Source organism: Candidatus Doudnabacteria bacterium, from assembly GCA_037200925.1.
Taxonomy (GTDB): domain Bacteria; phylum Patescibacteriota; class Doudnabacteria; order UBA920; family O2-02-FULL-48-8; genus JBDTSL01.
In genome coordinates, this window is the sequence record JBBCGO010000001.1 from 206,141 (window position 1) to 222,484 (window position 16,344).

Consider the following 16,344-nt stretch of genomic DNA (forward strand, 5'->3'; position numbering starts at 1 on the left):
ACATCTTGTCGCCGGGTTTTTCTTTTTGTTTCAATTTACCACTTATAAACCGCAAACACCCAGTCCAAAAGCTTTTGAGTGTCTGCTTCCCGATTGTCGCTTCCCAGCACCACGGTCACGATCTGGTTGCCCCCGTGGTTATCCAGAATGATCAAGTTACCCATGGCTTTGGAAGTGAAGCCGGTCTTAATACCGGTTACTTCCGGGTCATCCAGCAAAAGTTTGTTCGTGGTCAAAAGCTGGTGCACGTATTTGCCGTCCAGGGAAGAAACCGAAGCCTGGCGCGTACCTACGATCTTGCGCAGTTCATCGTGCTTCAGAAATTCCTGCACGATCTTGATGAGGTCAAGCGAGTTGGAAAAATTCGCCTGGCTGTCGAATGTATCCCAGCCCACGGGATTGGAAAAATGCGTATTCGCCAAATTCAGGTCTGTAGCTTCCTGATTCATCATTTCCGCAAATTTTTCGGGAGTGCCGGCCACAAAATTGGCAAGCGCCAAAGCCGCGTCATTGCCGGAAGGGATAAGCATGGCGGCCAGCAGGTCGGAAACGGTGATCTTTTCGCCCTCAACCAGCCCCACTGTGCTGCCGATCGGGGTTTCGTCGGCTTTTATTATCGTCACTACAGCATTGGGACCGACGTGATTGACCACGGTTAAGGCAGTCATCAGCTTGGTCAGGCTGGCTATGGGCAATTTTTCATCCAGATTATTGGAATAAAGAACAGTGCCCGAATCCAGATCATAAGCCAAAGCGGCACGGGCGGTCAGCTGCGGCTGGCTTAAATTGACTGCCATTTCCGGCGCAGTCTTTAAAGCATTATCGGCCGCTTGCGTGGAAATGCCGGCAACCACAGGTGTTTTTACTGCCTCTTTAGCAGGGTGAGGAAAAAATATCAAAGCCAGACTGATCCCCAGAGTTGTGTATAAAATTTTGTTTAACACTTTGTTTCAGTTTTTAACTTCAACACCATTATTTTAGCATATTTTTGACAAAACATCCTTCAGAACTCTATAATACCCAGAGTTACTTAAGGCGGACGGAAAGGAAAAACATGGAAGTTACTCTAACAGACGCTAACTTTGAAGCCGAAGTTTTGAAAGCGGACAAACCGGTACTTGTGGATTTTTGGGCGGAATGGTGCGGCCCCTGCAAAATGGTTTCCCCGGCAGTTTCGCAGATAGCCGAAGAGATGAAAGATCACCTGAAAGTCGGCAAACTCAATGTGGATGAAAATCCCAAAACCACTCAAACATATCAGATATTCAGCATTCCGGCCCTGAAAGTTTATAAAAACGGGAAAATTCTGGGCGAAATGGTGGGCGCAATGCCCAAAGCCGTGATTGAAATGAAATTGAAGGCCATACTTGGGATAAGTTAAAGGCAAAAGATCAAAAAATAAATCGCATTTGCGAGGAGTGAAACGACGAAGCAATCTGACCTTGGAATAGACTGCTTCGCTTCGCTCGCAGATGCGATTATTTTATTTATTTTTACTTTCTATGTATGTCTATCAGCAACCGACGAGGCCCCGTAAGAATCCGGTTTGGTCTTGACCGCAAACCCGTTGCCTTTTATCATGCCGACTATTTCGTGCATCATTTTCTTGGTCGCTCCGTTTGGTCCCACATCCACATGAATGGTCAGGTGAAAATCCGTTACATTCAAAATTTTAAGGCGCTCGATCAATTGTTCCGCCAGTTTTAAAGAATGGGTTGCTTCCTGAAATATCCGCTGGCGCAATGTGTGCAGTTTAGTTTCGTGCCTTTTTGACCAAAAATAAATTCCGCCGCGGTTTTTGCGGTGGACTACTATAGCAGACACAAATTCCGCTTCCTCGCCTGCGGGCATGGAGTCAGTGCCGATTATAAGTTCGTATTCCAAAGCAGGTTCGTTCCCGATATATTCCAAAAGTTTTTCCAAAACTTTATCAAAATCCAACTGGCCGTGGGTCGGGCTTTTGAAGTCATTAAAAAAGAGAGTTTCCTCCCTTACTTCCACAGGCTTCATTTTAAGCATATTCATATATTATTACTTTTCGGATTTTTTGGCAAAAAAAATGACCACTTTTCTGGCCGAAAAATGGTCAAACACGGTTAAGCCTCCTGACGCTCTTGCTTCCCGGCAGTCTCCCGCTCTTCTTCGCAGTCCACACATCGAACGGCGAATGGTAATGCACGAAGACGCTTCTCCTCGATTTCTTCTCCGCACTCCAGACAGTAACCGTAAGCATCTTTCTCGAGCCTGGCAATCGCTTCATCGATCTTGGCCAGCGTTTCCGTTTTCTGCTGAACAAGCGCGAACTCGAGCTCTTCGGCCATGTTATCTGACGCTGCGTCGAAGTTATCGGCGGACTTTGCGCCGCCTTGTTCTATTCGGCCGCGCCGCTGTGCTCCGACTATCAGTTGCAGCTCGTCACGGCGGCCGGTGAGGATCTTCCGAAGTTCTTCTTGTCGAGTCGAAAGTCCCTTTGGTTGAGTCCGCGGTATTTCCTTTGCCTTAGGATGCTTTGCCATATCACCTCATTCCGGTCTTGGCCTGAACAACGGCAGATCGCGTGAGACATAGCCTTCGTGCAACTGCCGGGCCAGTCTCTGGGCCAGCTTCTTTTGCTCCAGCAGATGACAGGCACCGCATCGTTTGAGCAAAGGCTGCACGGCCAGGTCTTCCAGACGCAGTTCTAACAGATGGCATTTTTTGCACTTGCCGTACTTACCGGTCTGCAGGTCGCCCTGCGCTTTTACCAGCTCTGCCAGCTTGCCGGCAAGTGCGGTGAGTAAGGCCCGGCGCCCCTCCGGTTTTGAAGCGTAAGGGTTTTGACCCTGCTCAATCAGCCAAATTTCCCGTTCGGTATCTGCAACGGCCTGGTGGAGTATTATGCACAAGGCCTTGAAACGGCGCTCCTCCATAGGCGGAGGAAACGCAAAACAACCTGCTATTTGCATGGTTTCCTCCCCTATGCTGTGAAAAGCCATTATATATATTAAAACCGAGCATTGCAAGCATTCGGCAAAATCAAAAAAGACCTTTGATAGTCGCTACTTTATTTCACTCAGTTGCTTTCTTAGGCTAGCCAAAGTTTCATCAATTTTTTCAATCTCTTTTTTAGTTTCTGCCTGCTTGCCGGTAGTGTCGTTCCGGATATTTTCCAGATATTGCGGGCTCAACTGCTCAAAGTTATCGCCGATATTGCTTTGTTTTTCGTTCTCTATATACTCCAGCAGACGTTCTTTTTCGGCTTTATTGTTTACGTTAGCTTCAATTGCATTTTCTAGATCCTTTTTTTCTTTTTCTCTGGAAGAGATGTCCTCCGGATTATTTTGTCCTTCATTAAATTCTGGCATTTTTGTAGGTTAATATTAAATAAACTATAAATTACTTTTACTCATACCGCAACGCTTCTATCGGACTTAATTTCGAAGCCTTGTTCGCAGGGTAAATCCCGAAGCCTAGGCCGAATAAAGCTGAGACGCCGACAGCCAGCAGGATGCCGTAAACTGGCACGGTCGGGCTCCAATTCCCGATCTTGGCAATAGCGATCGAGCCCAGGAATCCCAAAACCACGCCGATGATCCCGCCGATAATGGTCAGGGTGACCGCTTCAAACAAAAACTGCTGCAAAATATCTTTGCGCTTGGCGCCGATGGCTTTGCGCAGGCCGATCTCCCTGGTGCGTTCCGTGACCGAAACCAGCATGATATTCATGATGCCGATCCCGCCGACGACCAAAGAAATGCCGGCAATAGCCCCTAAGAACAGGGTCAGAGCAGAAGTAATGGTGCTCAAAAGAGTCAGCGCATCCTGCTGGTTGCGGATTGTGAAGTCATCCTTGTTCGGGTCTGTGATGTGATGGTTGCTGCGCAAAACTTTCGTCACTTCATCCTCTGCTGCGGGAAGCGAGGATGCGTCTTTGACCTGGATTTGGATCAGGCTGTAATAGTTGATGCCTAAAATAATTTTTTGCGCGGTGGATACGGGCACGGTGACCTGGCTGTCCTGATCCACTCCTCCCGGCCCGAGACCTTTTGGTTCAGCCACTCCGATGACGCGGAAGCTTAACTGTTTGATCTTTATCAGCTGGCCAATAGGATCCTGGTTGCCGAACAGATCGTCTTTGATGGTTGCGCCCAGGATAGCCACCTGCCCGAACCCGTCCACTTCCGACTTGGTAAACCACTCACCTTCACTCAGCGTGATTTGCCTGACAATGCCGAAATTTTCATCCTCTCCCGCCACCGCTGCCGTTTCATCCTGATTTCCAAAACCTACATCAAACTGGCCACGGACTTCGGGACTGACGTATTGCAGGTGGGGAGCCAGGTCTTTGTTTTGCAGAGCTTTCACATCCTCAGACGTAAGACTGGTGACTGTTGCCCCGGAAGCCTGCGCCGGAGCTGAAAATTGGCTTTTGCCGCTGCCTCCGGGAATGACAAACAACAAATTCGAGCCAATGCCTTCAACCTGATTGATGATCAGGGATTTGGCGCCGTTGCCGGCTGAGATCAGAATTATCACTGCTGTAATACCGATAATTATGCCGAGCATTGTCAAAAACGTCCTGGTCTTGTTCAGAAGCAGTGCCTTGAACGACATCTTTATGGTTTGCAGCATCATGACCGTTTTTTATCCTCAACTATTGCGCCGTCTTTGAGCCTGATCACGCGTTTGGCATAATCCGCAATATCTTCCTCGTGGGTCACGAAGATCAAACTATGGCCCTCTTTGTTCAATTTGTTGAATAACATCATTATCTCCAAAGATGATTTGGAATCCAAATTTCCCGTCGGTTCATCCGCGAAGATCACCTTAGGATTATTGATGAGCGCGCGGGCGATGGCCACTCGCTGCTGCTGCCCGCCTGACAGTTCCGAAGGATGATGACCGACCCGTTCCGACAGACCCACGGCAGCCAGCATTTTCAAGCCTGCCTCTTTCATCTCAGCGTCAGACCGTTTGTTCTCATAAAGCATGGGTAAGATGACATTGTCCAGAGAACTTGTGCGCGGCAGCAGGTTGAACGCCTGGAACACAAATCCGATCTCCTGATTCCTGATGTCAGCCAGATCGTTATCCGAAAGAGAAGTAACATCTTTATTTTCAAAAATATACTTACCCGAACTGGGCCGGTCCAAAAAACCCATGACATGCATGAGCGTGGATTTTCCCGAGCCGGACGGACCCATGATCGCAACGAATTCCCCCTGCTCAATGGTCAGGTTGATGTGGTTTATAGCGGCAACTTCATTATCCGAGCCGGGATAATAAACTTTCTGCAGATTTTCCAGTTTTATCAGGGACATTTTATTTGCTCACGACAACTACAGTATCGCCCTCGGACAAGCCGGAAATCACTTCCGAATAATTATCCCCGACCAGTCCGGTCTGGATCTCAATATCCTGCGGTTTGGAATTTTTCAGGACTGTCACGATCTTTTTATCGCCGTTGGTGTTTATCAGCCGGTTCGGAATAGCCAAAGTGTCGCTCTTTTCCGCAATTAGAATGCTTAAATTCACAGTCATGCCCGGTTTGATGCTCGGATCAACAGGCAATGATGAGATGACCCGGAACTCTATCACGCCTGAATCCACGATGGAGGCGGGATCAATAGATATAACTTGCCCGGTTAAATGCTTATCAGGTCCAAATGCGTCCAGGGTCATATCAATGCTCTGATCGGGCTGGACCAGATCTATAGACGATTCGGGAATATCTGATTCCACATGCAAAGAATTCTCATCCAGCAGAACGATAGCTTCTTTCAAAGCCGTGACCTGTTCTCCAAGTTTGATATCAACTGAGGTGATTTGCCCTGATATCGGCGCGCTGATGATATTATTCGAATAAGTATTGCGTGCGATCTGAAGAGAAGCTTGGGCTTGAGCCAGGCTTGCTTGCGCTGCATTCACATCCTCGGGACGGGCCTGAGCTTTTTTCTGATCAAGCGCAGCCTGGGCGGTTTTAACCGCCGAATCTGCAGAAGACACAGCCGAACTTTGCGTCTGAAGTGCAGACTGGTAAGCGTTGGAGTTCGCTGTGTAATTTGCCGCTTGAGTGTTGGGAATTTGCACAGTCCATATTGTTGAACTGGATATGGTGCCGGAGGCGCCAAAAGTTATGAACAGCCCCTTGCCGATAGGCTGCGGGACTCCGCGGGAAATAAGCCCGCTGTCGGCGCCAAGCCCCGAAACATTGTAATATTGCCCGCTGGGTACATCAGATACGGCAATTGTAAAACTTCCTTCCTGGGGGCCTTCGTAACTGCCGCTTATTGCGGCTTGCACCGTTGAAGTGGAATCGGATGGAGTTGCGGCAGGTGTGGAATTAAGCAAAGCTGAAAAAGCATTTGCAACTGATGTTGCCTGCTGCTGAACTGTATTGGTATAAGAAGCCTTGGCATTATCAAGCGCCACTTGAGCCACGTTGATATCGGGGCTGGATGCTCCACTTATTACTTTGTCCAAATTTGCCTGAGCCGACAAAACTTGGGCATTGGCCTGGGCAATTGAAGCGGATGCGTCTTTTTCGTCGAGCATGGCCAATGTCTGTCCGGATCTGACCTTATCTCCGACCTTAACATTGATTTGGGTTAAAATACCCGTGCCTTTGAACCCTAGACTTAAATTTGACTGCGAAGTAACCGTACCGGTTGAAATTACGGTTTCTTTTACGTCCTGTTTTGCAACCGTGTAAGACTCTTTATAAACTACGGGCTTCGGACGGAATATCAAATACCCAATGAATACTGCGGCGAGTATGACAATGGTCCAGATGATGTATTTTTTGGTAAAAAATCTCATAAATTAAATTTATTATATAGCTTTTCTATGATCCTGATAAGAGTTGCCCTTTCAACCGAGGTCAGATCAGCCAAAGCTGCACGGATCTTTTTCTTAAAAAATTGAGACCCGTTCTTTAATAATATCTGTCCTTTTTTTGTCAATTTCAGCTGCACGATCCTGCGGTCATTGCGCACCGCTGATCGGGCTATCAACCCTGATTTTACCATACCCTCGATCAATGAGGTAGCGGAAGGAGGGGTAACCCCGAACAGGTCCGCTATGTCTTTCATCACAGTCGGATGATTGTTCGAGATAAAATGCAGGACGCGCAAATGCAGAGGCGAATATGAAAAGCGGTGCTTGGGAACGTCATGTCCCAGCTTCTTTGCTTCAAACATCAGGTTGATTATCTGGTCGGTCTGGCTATCCGGCATATATAGTTAGGTAGTCTAAATATTAACTAGTCTAAGTATATAAGCTATAGCTGATTTTGTCAAGGATAAATCAAAAAAACACTGATCTTAAAATCGGTGCTTTGATTACTCAAACAATCTTTTAAAAGTTTCTTTGGCTGGGGAGGAAGGATTCGGACCTTCGAATGTCGCCTCCAAAGGGCGATGCCTTACCGCTTGGCTACTCCCCAACATGAACTTAACCCATAAAATATAACAGTTTATACGGGTTTACTCAAACCTTATTCTATTTCGCCGCCCAGGATCTTCAGCGCTGATTCAACTGTTTCATTCGGCTGCCCTTCGCTTGCAGCTTTAGGCCAGTCTTTGGCTATTACAGGCCTGACCATAAGTTTTACGCCTGTCACTTCTTCAATTACCTGGTCTACGATTATCCGGTTCTTCCGTGCTTCAATCGCATCCTTGTGGAATTTGTAGGGAAAAACCAGGATCAGTTCCTTGCCTTCAATAGCCGTGGGCACGGCAAGGTTCAAGCTTGAGATGAGGGAATGGTTGTAATCCTTGATCTTATCTAAAATTTGCGGCCAGCTTGCAATGACTTTTGATAATAACTCCCCCGCATTATCTGGAGCGTTTTCATCCCCTCTTACATTAAGAGGAGTTGGCGCGATAGCGCCAGTGGAGTTACTCTCCCAGGTCGCTTCAACCGCAGCCAGTTCCAAAGGCAGGCTTTGCACCACAGTCCATTTGATCTCTCCTTCCGCTTTCTGGAAGATATGGATGATCTTCGTTAAACGCGGTAAGGCAAGCGCTTCAGCTTGGCGCTTCAAAATTTCCTGCACGTCCTTTGTGAACCCAAAGTCAGAAATAGTGCCCACTTTTATCAGCAGGATTTTCCGCAGATATTCCAAAAAATCTTTTTCAAACTGGAAAAGATCGCGGCCGGCATACATCAGATCACTGATAAATCCGACGGCTTCCTGGGTTTTATTCTCAATGATCAGGTTCAGAAATTTGCTGGTCGTTCGAACTCCGGTCAGACCCAAAACCTGCTCAACCAGCTCTTCAGTAACCTCTCCTTCCGCATAATTGATGACCTGGTCCAGAAGCGACAAACCGTCCCGGAAACTGCCGTCTGCGGCGGTTGCGATCTCCATCAGAGCGCCTTCAGAAATGACGATTTTATTATCTTCTCCCACATATTTTAGGAGCCTGGTCAGATCCGCCACGCTGACCTTTTTAAAGTCAAACCGCTGCGTACGGGAAATTATGGTAGCCGGTACTTTGTTGATCTCAGTTGTGGCCAAAATAAACACGGCATGTTTGGGAGGCTCTTCCAAAGTCTTGAGCAAGGCGTTAAATGCGCCTTTGGACAGCATATGGACTTCGTCTATAATGATAACTTTGTAAGTGGCTTTGGTCGGCGCAAACTGCAAATGTTCTATCAGTTCGCGGATATTGTCCACGCCGGTATGGGACGCAGCATCGATCTCCAGCAAATCCAGGCTGGTGGCTTCAAAAAACGATTTGCACACATCGCATTGGTTGCAAGGTTCGCTTCCTTGGCGGTTCGTGCAATTGATGGCCCGCGCAAAAATCCGGGCCAATGTAGTTTTGCCCACGCCCCTAGGACCCGTGAACAGATAGGCGTGTCCCACGCGGTTGTTAGCCACGGCATTGGCAAGGGTGGATTTGATGTGCTCTTGATTTACGACAGAAGCGAAATTGAGCGGGCGATATTTACGATATAAAACTAAATTAGACATATATTTGGCTCCTTATTTTACCATAAAACAAAAACAGACCAAAATGGTCTGCTCAACTCAAAATTTAACTATTTTTTGAAAACAAAAAGCTTATAGCCGATGAAATTCCAGATGAGGCTGATGCCGGTCGCGGCTAGTGCCGCAACGTTCAGCCAAAGATGCTGCGACAGACCGAACATGGGAGAAATATGGGTTGTGATCAGGTAAACCGTGCCGGAGTTGATTCCGGCGCCAATGATGCTGACTATCAAAAACAGGCTGAACTTGCGCCCGGTATCGGTATGGGTTTGATCTTTAAAAGACCAGCGCTTGTTCCAGATATAGCTGTTGGTCGTGGCCACGGCAAAAGCCACAACAGCCAAGGGAATGATCTTGCCGCCGCTTGTTATGCCGGTTATCGCCGACAAAATATTTAAAATAATAAAATTGATCGCGGTATTGATGACTCCGACCACGACAAACTTCAAAAATTGATTGATCGTTGATTTGTATTTCTCGTACATGTTTTTGCAACACCCCAGCCTCAGATCTCGTCAAGCTCTGTTTCATCAGAAGCATCTGCCCGTGTCAGCGGTGCCAAAGACTGCCCAGCCTGGTCTTTTTTGATGACATTCTCAACCGCGCCCCAGTTCGCATCCCGGTCCTTGGGCAATACTATTGTCACCTGGTCTCCGGGCTCCGCCTTAAAGTAAGTCAGACTGGCCAGGAGGACTTTGAAAGGTTTGCCTTCAGCCACGACCTTATATTCGCCTTTTTCATCCTGGACCAAAACGCCCAAAATTTTGCGCCGTTCGATGGGCCCGATCTGTTTGTAGATGAACGAGCCGTCATCCGCAATGGTCAGTTTCAGCACATCGCCTTCCACCAGTTTACTTTTTGACGCATAATTTGCCGGCACCGGATACTGCTTGCCGTCAGGCCCGATCATATTTTGGCCGTCAAACATGCCCTCTACGACCTTGCCGCCGTCGGAAACATTCAGAACTTGCGCTCTTTTCATGATATCGGAAGAAACTTCAGCCTTGCCTCCCATCATTTCACGCAATAAAGCGCGGGCCGACTGAATATTCTTTTCAGCTGACTCGATCATCTGGGCAACAAGTGCAAGATTAGAAAGATTGTCCATATTCGTTTTAATTTCTGAGGCTGGGTATAAGATTACCTGGCAATTTTAACGATTTATCCACAGCCTGTCAAGGTTGATTTTCCCGAAAGTTTATACGATTTAAAGTTGTTTTTGGTTTCCTAAACGCTCTAAAAACAAATATATTATAGCAGACTCTATTTATCGTCTGCAAGCAGGGTTTTTACCCAGGCGATAAAGACCTGTAATGCCTGCTGGAAATTATTGTCGTGCGGATTTTCCAGCATTTCAATGCCCTGATCGTAGTGCTCGTCTTTTACTTCAGGGACCTCAAGCTTTTTTTCTACAGGCTGTTCGCGCTCCAGTTCGGTTTCCAATTTTTCCGGAGTGTTCATATTTTATCTTTTTCCAAAAATTGATTGAATTTGGGAAAATCTTTACGCAGATCCTCGGCTTTTATCTCTTCGCGGATAGCTTCCTGGAGGATTTCCAGGGCCATCTTCGTATCCTGCGGCAGAATATCAGCTACAAATTCCCGGACCTTCTCTTCCAGCTGTTTGCGCTGGGAGATTTGAATGCCGAATTGGATCCGCTCTTCCAGCTGGAACAGTTCGTCAAAATCGGAAGACAGATCCTTGATCAGCCGCAAAAAATCCTGTTCTGTGTCGATCAGATTGATGTTATCAACGACTTTCTGGGCAATTTCGGCAGCCCGGCTAAGGCTGATCTTCCGGATGCGCAGTTCCTCTGCCAAAAAATAGCACACTGATTTGGCATATTCATTTTTCTTTTCGGCAGCTGTGGTCATTAAATAAATACTTACGCTGTTTTTTCAACCACGGCAGGACCCGCGGCCAGCGGCGAACCGAGTTTGGTCCGTTCCAGGATCTCAGCTTCAATTTCGCTCCGGGCGCGGCCAAACTTCAAGCGCGACAAATTCCGGATAACCGCCGCAACCGTCAGATCAGCGCCCGGCGGTTTTGGATAAGTTTCCATATTGAACGGACGGGACGCGGTCCCATGGATCATAAGCTTGACGTAAGCGTTGTACCGGTCGATATTTATCACATCAAATTCGTTAAAAACAGGCGCAAATTCCTTGGCCATGATCTCCGCGTCCTCAACGCCGATCCGAAAACAGATCATGGTGCCGGTGTTGCCGAAGACGGCATTCTTCATTGAGGAATCAAGCGCAGATGAGCCTTCCTTTTCCACGGCCAGCTGGGAAATGAACTGATGGGCCATGATCAAATTCAGCCGGTATTTTCGGGCTTCGGACAGGATCGTGGCAAAACTGTCGGTCACAAAATTTTGGAACTCATCTACATACAGATAGAAATCCCGCCGCTGATCCTCGGGAATGTCGGCGCGCGCCAAAGCAGCCATCTGGATCTTGGAGACGATTATCAATCCCAAAAGCTTGGCATTGATCTCGCCGGTCTTGCCTTTGGACAAATTTATCAGCAGGATCTTGCCTTCATCCATGACCTTCCTCAGATCGAACGCGCTTTGCGTCTGGCCGATGATATTGCGCATCATTTCGTTTTCCACGAACCGGCCGACTTTCGAGATCAGATAACCCAGCATTTCCGATTTGTGAAAATCGGATGTCTTAGCCATTTCTTTTTCCCAAAAGCTGCGCACGATAGGGTCTTTGACCTTGGACACTTTGTATTTCTGAAAATCCGTATCCGTGAACATGCGCGGGATGTCCGCCAGCGTGCCCGGATACTGTTTGTCTTCCATCAGGGTCAGCATGACATTGCGCATGTTATGCTCGAACATGGGACCGATCATTTCCGGCGGGAAAAGTTTCATAAAGATCGCGATCATTTCCTGCACCGCAAAATCTTTTTGCTCGGGACCTGCAACTTGCAGCATGTTCAGGCCCAGAGGGCGCTCCATATCGAACGGTTCGAACAAGATCACGTCTTCCGCCCGCTCCTTGGGGATGTACTGCAGAACATCCTCGACCAGATCGCCGTGCGGGTCAACGACGCAGACTCCCTCGCCGGCGCGGATATCCTGGATGACCATATTTTTCAGCATCTCTGTCTTCCCTGTACCGGTGCGGCCGATTATGTACTGGTGCCGCCTGCGGTCGTCGCGCTCCAGATAAATCTTGGTTTCAATGCCGCGGTAAAAATTCCGCCCCAAAAGCACGCCTGTCGTCGGCGTATTCACCGGCGCGGGAGCTTTTTTTGCGGACAGCCATTTAATGTTCGGGGTATCCAGGAATCTGGTCGGCAAATGCCAGAGGCTGGCCAGCTCCTCGGTATTGAGGATCATCTTCGTGTTGCGGAAAACGCGGAAAATATAATCGGTCATCACAACCGATTGTTTTTTATTCAGGACTTTAAATCCGTTGAACGGCGGCATGGTGTATTGCATGAATGACGCCAGAATATTGCGCAGGTTTGCGTCTGCGGTCATTTGATCAGCGGAAGATGCGACCACCCGCAGATTGAACTTAAAACCCGATTTGGACGCTTTCTCTTCAAATTTCTTGATGATCTCCTGCTGCATCGGCGTCAGCTGCAGCGGCTTGTTCATGCCGGACTGGTCCATGTAGCCCGCGTGTTCCTGCTGCTTGTTCTTGGAAGAAAACAGCTGATCGAACGCGCTTCCCAAAAGGCGGAAGAAGCCATTGAAGATCTTTGAAGCGGTTGAGGAGGTGACAATATCGGGATGGCGGCCTTGCTGGATCTGAAGCGCGTATCCGCGGGGTTTTGACTGCCAGTGCTCGGAAGCCGGGCTGATCAAAAGCTGGATGGCCGCGCCTTCCTCCGCTGATAATTTCGACAAGCTGTTCGTCAGCGAGCTCAGCGGATCGGTTTCCATGGATTTGTACGTGCGCAGGGGGAACGAATAGTTTTTCTGCAAACTCAGTTCACTGGCTGCGACAAATGATTTCGGAGAAAAAATATTATACGGCCTGATGACGTCGATCTGGGCATCGGGATATTGCCCCTGCAGCTGCTTCTCCACGAGGTTCTGGAGTCTTTTCGGGACATTGATGTAAAACGAGATCTTTCTTTCGTGGGCAGCGATCTCAAAACTTATATATTCATTTATCCCCAAAAAATGCTTTAGGTCGCCGCCTTCGGTTGTGCCGATGGTGGCGAAGAACTGCTCCGCAATGCCAATGATGTCTTTTTCCTCTTTTTGCGCCTGCTGTTCCGGGTCGGAATTTTCCTTGGGGATCATAACTTCCAAAAATACGGAATCGAGCATCCGCGGGGCCCAGGTTTTTTTGCGCAGAGTATCCATAGCCAAAAAATACAAAAGCAGGCCGACGAGGCCCAGGATGGCTATAAGTATCAGCCAGAATAAAATTAGCGAACCGTTGAACAAACTCATTTTTATTTTTGATTTCCTAAAATAACTTTTCGGGTTATCCCAAAATCTCTCTTAAGGCCTCAGTCTGATCATTCCCGCTGGCTCCGGAGTTCATCATATCTTCGATCGCTTTCCTCTTCTGAGCTTCGGTTTTATATTCGATTTTCAGAGGCATACCTGCTTCGTTATGAACTTCTTCCGCGGATTGCTCTTTACTCGCATCAGGCGAAATGATTTTTTGAACCTTATCGGCGTTTTGTTCCCGTTCGGCTTCGGTCGGCCACGAGCGAGTGGTCTTGTCGCGTTGGCTATCCAAAAATTCCCCTGCCTCCTGATTGGGTTTCAAGGATTTTGTTTCCATATTTTCCGGGATATGCCCGGTTTCAATTGGTTTTTCAGGTATTTCTGCCATATTTGTAATTAGTTTATAAGTTAACTGCTAAGTTTACTACATATTCAGGATTTTGACAAGGGTTGGTTTCAGATCCAAGATTTATAAAAGTAGCTATATTATAACATAAATTTCATGATTTTGACGAATTGGCGAACAAATGGTAAAATTTAGGCATTCCGGTCGGTTATTTTGAAACAAAATGTCACTGAAAATCATACATACGAAAAATTTGCGCTGGGTTGATATAGTCAATCCCGATGAAAAGGATTTGAACTATCTTAAGGAAAATTTTAAATTCCACCCCTTGGATTTCGATGATATCGTGGTTTCAGCCACGCGCACGAAAATCGATGAATACGACCACTACCACTTTCTGGTCTTGCTTTTTCCGCTCCTCAACCGCGAGACCGGCGAGATCAGACCTGCGGAAGTGGATTTTTTTGTCGGCAAAGATTTTTTGGTGACAATACATGACGGGTCCATGCGCACGCTGAACAACCTTGTTCACAATGTGCATCAATATGACAACAGCCGCATAAGCTATCTATCCGCAGGGCCGGGCTATCTTCTGTTCTCAGTTCTGGAAATACTTTTTAAAAGAAGTTCCCCCATCCTGGACAGGATCAATCATGACGTTAACGAGGCCGGTAAAAATATTTTTCAGCTGGATATCCAAACCCTGCAAAAGCTGTCGGAACTGAAGAAAAATATAATTATTTATCGGCGCATCATGAAAATGCATGCGTATGTTCTGGTCAAGCTGGAGCGGAGCCGGAAAGACTACATGCAGTTCAAGGATTCCAAAGGTTATTTCCAGGGCCTGATAGAATACGCGGATAATAACTGGGAAGTGCTTTCTTCCGACAAGGAAAGCGTGGAAAGCTTTGAGCAGACCAATCAGTCGCTGGGCACGCACAAGCTCAATGACATCGTGCAGGTCTTAACCGTGCTTTCGGTCATTATTTCCGTGCTGGCCCTGGTCACTGACATCCTGATATTTTTTGAACGCACAAATATTGAAAAAAATTACGGGCTTTCCACGGATTTTCAGCTGTTCCTGTTTATCACAACAGTGCTCGTTGTCATAACGACCGTAATGCTGAGTTTCTTTAAGAGTCGCAAATGGCTATAATGAGCCCATGCTCAAGCTTTATAACTCGCTGACCCGCAAAATTGAAGAATTCAAGCCTATCAAAGCTGATGAGGTCGGTTTTTATATTTGCGGCCCTACGGTTTACGACAATGCGCACATCGGCAACCTGCGGACCATGATCATGGGTGATCTCATGCGCCGGACTTTGGAATACAACGGATTCCGGGTCAATCAGGTCATGAATATTACGGATGTAGGCCACCTGACGTCTGACGGAGATGTCGGCGAGGATAAAATGGAAAAAAACGCCAAAAACCTGGAAGAATATTTGGCCGTTGCACAAAAATACACAGACAGCTTTTTAAGCGACTTAAAAGCGCTTAATATTGAACTGCCGTCTGTGATGCCTAAGGCTTCGGAGCACGTCAATGAGCAGATCGGCATGATCAAAACCTTGATCGAAAAAGGATTTGCATACGAATCAGATGAAGCAGTTTACTTTGATGTTTCCAAATTCCCCGCTTACAACAAGCTCACCGGCCAGAAACTTGTTGATATGAAACTTGGGGCTCGGCAGGATGTGGTAATGGACATGAAGAAAAAAAATCCTTACGATTTTGTTCTTTGGTTCAAGACCATTGGCCGGTACGCCAGCCATATCATGCGCTGGGATTCTCCGTGGGGCGAAGGGTTTCCCGGCTGGCACATTGAATGCTCCGCCATGAGCAAAAAATATCTGGGCGACCGCTTTGATATCCATGCCGCGGGCATTGACCTGAAGTTCCCCCACAATACGAATGAGATCGCGCAGTCAGAAAGCGCCAACGGCAAGCCTTATGTAAATTATTGGGTCCACGGCGAACACTTGCTTTTCGACAAAGCCAAAATGGCCAAGTCTGAAGGCAAAGCTTTAACTTTGCAAAACCTTATTGACAAAGGATTCAATCCACTGGCTTTCCGCTATCTGGTTTTGACCGCCCATTACCGCTCCAAACTGAATTTCACCTGGGATAGCCTGCAGGGAGCCCAGAATGCTCTAAATCATCTCTACGAAGAGGTTTCGGCTTTTGACGCGCCGGAAAATGAAATTGAAGAATTTGAGCAGACATTTCTGGAAACCGTCAATAATGATCTGGATACCCCGCAGGCTATTGCAGTGATGCAGGATCTGATCAAAGCCGAACAGCCAAGTTCCGCCAAACTCGCCACCCTGATCAAATTTGATAAAATTTTCGGACTTAAGATCAAGGAGGTATGGCAAACGGCAAAAGTCATCCCGGAAAACGTGCGCAAATTGATTGATGAACGGGAACAAGCGCGTAAAGCAAAAGATTTCAAAAAATCCGATGAGCTCCGCCACGCGATCGAATCCGAAGGCTTCGTTGTTGAAGATACGATCGACGGGTTTAGAATCAAAAAAAGTTTTGAGACCAAAAAAAAGACGGATTGACATTGAAATTCAATTCGTCCCGTAC

19 protein-coding genes and 1 tRNA gene are annotated in these 16,344 nt (G+C 47.3%); 3 read left to right on the plus strand and 17 right to left on the minus strand.

The features are described 5' to 3' along the window. Positions 1 to 35: 35 nt before the first annotated feature. Entirely contained in the window at positions 36 to 944 is a 909-nt protein-coding gene (locus WDN47_01185; GenBank protein ID MEJ0021174.1) for a serine hydrolase, read from the minus strand. Positions 945 to 1,054: 110 nt separating this feature from the next. Between WDN47_01185 and trxA the strand changes: the two genes are divergently transcribed. Then, positions 1,055 to 1,381 carry a thioredoxin gene (gene trxA / locus WDN47_01190; protein ID MEJ0021175.1) on the plus strand — a complete coding sequence of 109 codons (327 nt, stop codon included), beginning with the start codon at positions 1,055 to 1,057 and terminating at the stop codon, positions 1,379 to 1,381. A gap of 119 nt (positions 1,382 to 1,500) precedes the next feature. Here trxA and WDN47_01195 read toward each other — a convergent pair whose 3' ends face one another. The 16 genes from WDN47_01195 to WDN47_01270 all read right to left on the minus strand — a co-directional run bounded on the left by WDN47_01195 (position 1,501) and on the right by WDN47_01270 (position 13,794). Then, the gene (locus tag WDN47_01195) at positions 1,501 to 2,019 is read right to left on the minus strand and encodes a ribonuclease H-like YkuK family protein (GenBank protein ID MEJ0021176.1); all 519 of its coding nucleotides are present in this window, start codon (positions 2,017 to 2,019) and stop codon (positions 1,501 to 1,503) included. Positions 2,020 to 2,096: 77 nt separating this feature from the next. After that, the gene (locus tag WDN47_01200) at positions 2,097 to 2,516 is read right to left on the minus strand and encodes a TraR/DksA family transcriptional regulator (GenBank protein MEJ0021177.1); all 420 of its coding nucleotides are present in this window, start codon (positions 2,514 to 2,516) and stop codon (positions 2,097 to 2,099) included. 6 nt (positions 2,517 to 2,522) lie between these two features. Then, positions 2,523 to 2,945 carry a hypothetical protein gene (locus tag WDN47_01205; protein ID MEJ0021178.1) on the minus strand — a complete coding sequence of 141 codons (423 nt, stop codon included), beginning with the start codon at positions 2,943 to 2,945 and terminating at the stop codon, positions 2,523 to 2,525. A 93-nt stretch (positions 2,946 to 3,038) separates the two neighbouring features. Further along, a complete protein-coding gene (locus tag WDN47_01210) occupies positions 3,039 to 3,344 on the minus strand; it encodes a hypothetical protein (protein MEJ0021179.1) in 306 nt (101 codons plus the stop codon). Positions 3,345 to 3,381: 37 nt separating this feature from the next. Beyond that, a complete protein-coding gene (locus WDN47_01215) occupies positions 3,382 to 4,614 on the minus strand; it encodes an ABC transporter permease (GenBank protein ID MEJ0021180.1) in 1,233 nt (410 codons plus the stop codon). Next, positions 4,611 to 5,300 carry an ABC transporter ATP-binding protein gene (locus tag WDN47_01220; GenBank protein MEJ0021181.1) on the minus strand — a complete coding sequence of 230 codons (690 nt, stop codon included), beginning with the start codon at positions 5,298 to 5,300 and terminating at the stop codon, positions 4,611 to 4,613. The genes WDN47_01215 and WDN47_01220 overlap by 4 nt, the downstream gene beginning before the upstream one ends. Before the next feature lies 1 nt (position 5,301). Beyond that, on the minus strand, positions 5,302 to 6,798 hold the full coding sequence (locus WDN47_01225) for an efflux RND transporter periplasmic adaptor subunit (GenBank protein ID MEJ0021182.1): 1,497 nt from the start codon (positions 6,796 to 6,798) through the stop codon (positions 5,302 to 5,304). Next, a complete protein-coding gene (locus WDN47_01230; protein ID MEJ0021183.1) occupies positions 6,795 to 7,214 on the minus strand; it encodes a MarR family transcriptional regulator in 420 nt (139 codons plus the stop codon). The genes WDN47_01225 and WDN47_01230 overlap by 4 nt, the downstream gene beginning before the upstream one ends. 134 nt (positions 7,215 to 7,348) lie before the next feature. Further along, positions 7,349 to 7,423, minus strand: a tRNA-Gln gene (locus WDN47_01235). 51 nt (positions 7,424 to 7,474) lie between these two features. Next, a complete protein-coding gene (dnaX, locus tag WDN47_01240; GenBank protein MEJ0021184.1) occupies positions 7,475 to 8,959 on the minus strand; it encodes a DNA polymerase III subunit gamma/tau in 1,485 nt (494 codons plus the stop codon). A 68-nt stretch (positions 8,960 to 9,027) separates the two neighbouring features. After that, entirely contained in the window at positions 9,028 to 9,462 is a 435-nt protein-coding gene (locus WDN47_01245; protein MEJ0021185.1) for a GtrA family protein, read from the minus strand. 20 nt (positions 9,463 to 9,482) lie between these two features. After that, complete coding sequence (locus tag WDN47_01250; protein MEJ0021186.1) at positions 9,483 to 10,085, minus strand: hypothetical protein; 603 nt, start codon at positions 10,083 to 10,085, stop codon at positions 9,483 to 9,485. Positions 10,086 to 10,240: 155 nt separating this feature from the next. Further along, the gene (locus WDN47_01255; protein ID MEJ0021187.1) at positions 10,241 to 10,438 is read right to left on the minus strand and encodes a hypothetical protein; all 198 of its coding nucleotides are present in this window, start codon (positions 10,436 to 10,438) and stop codon (positions 10,241 to 10,243) included. Then, positions 10,435 to 10,851 (minus strand): hypothetical protein, encoded by a 417-nt coding sequence (locus tag WDN47_01260; GenBank protein MEJ0021188.1) that lies wholly within the window; start codon positions 10,849 to 10,851, stop codon positions 10,435 to 10,437. Before WDN47_01260 ends, WDN47_01255 begins: the two co-directional genes overlap by 4 nt. 11 nt (positions 10,852 to 10,862) lie before the next feature. Further along, positions 10,863 to 13,403 carry a type IV secretion system DNA-binding domain-containing protein gene (locus tag WDN47_01265; protein ID MEJ0021189.1) on the minus strand — a complete coding sequence of 847 codons (2,541 nt, stop codon included), beginning with the start codon at positions 13,401 to 13,403 and terminating at the stop codon, positions 10,863 to 10,865. 34 nt (positions 13,404 to 13,437) lie between these two features. Further along, positions 13,438 to 13,794 (minus strand): hypothetical protein, encoded by a 357-nt coding sequence (locus WDN47_01270; GenBank protein ID MEJ0021190.1) that lies wholly within the window; start codon positions 13,792 to 13,794, stop codon positions 13,438 to 13,440. 181 nt (positions 13,795 to 13,975) lie between these two features. Here WDN47_01270 and WDN47_01275 point away from each other — a divergent pair, with 181 nt between their 5' ends. Together WDN47_01275 and cysS are read left to right on the plus strand one after the other, a co-directional pair. Continuing rightward, positions 13,976 to 14,908 carry a CorA family divalent cation transporter gene (locus tag WDN47_01275; GenBank protein ID MEJ0021191.1) on the plus strand — a complete coding sequence of 311 codons (933 nt, stop codon included), beginning with the start codon at positions 13,976 to 13,978 and terminating at the stop codon, positions 14,906 to 14,908. Between the two features lie 7 nt (positions 14,909 to 14,915). Continuing rightward, entirely contained in the window at positions 14,916 to 16,319 is a 1,404-nt protein-coding gene (gene cysS, locus WDN47_01280; GenBank protein ID MEJ0021192.1) for a cysteine--tRNA ligase, read from the plus strand. The last annotated feature ends 25 nt before the right edge of the window (positions 16,320 to 16,344 follow it).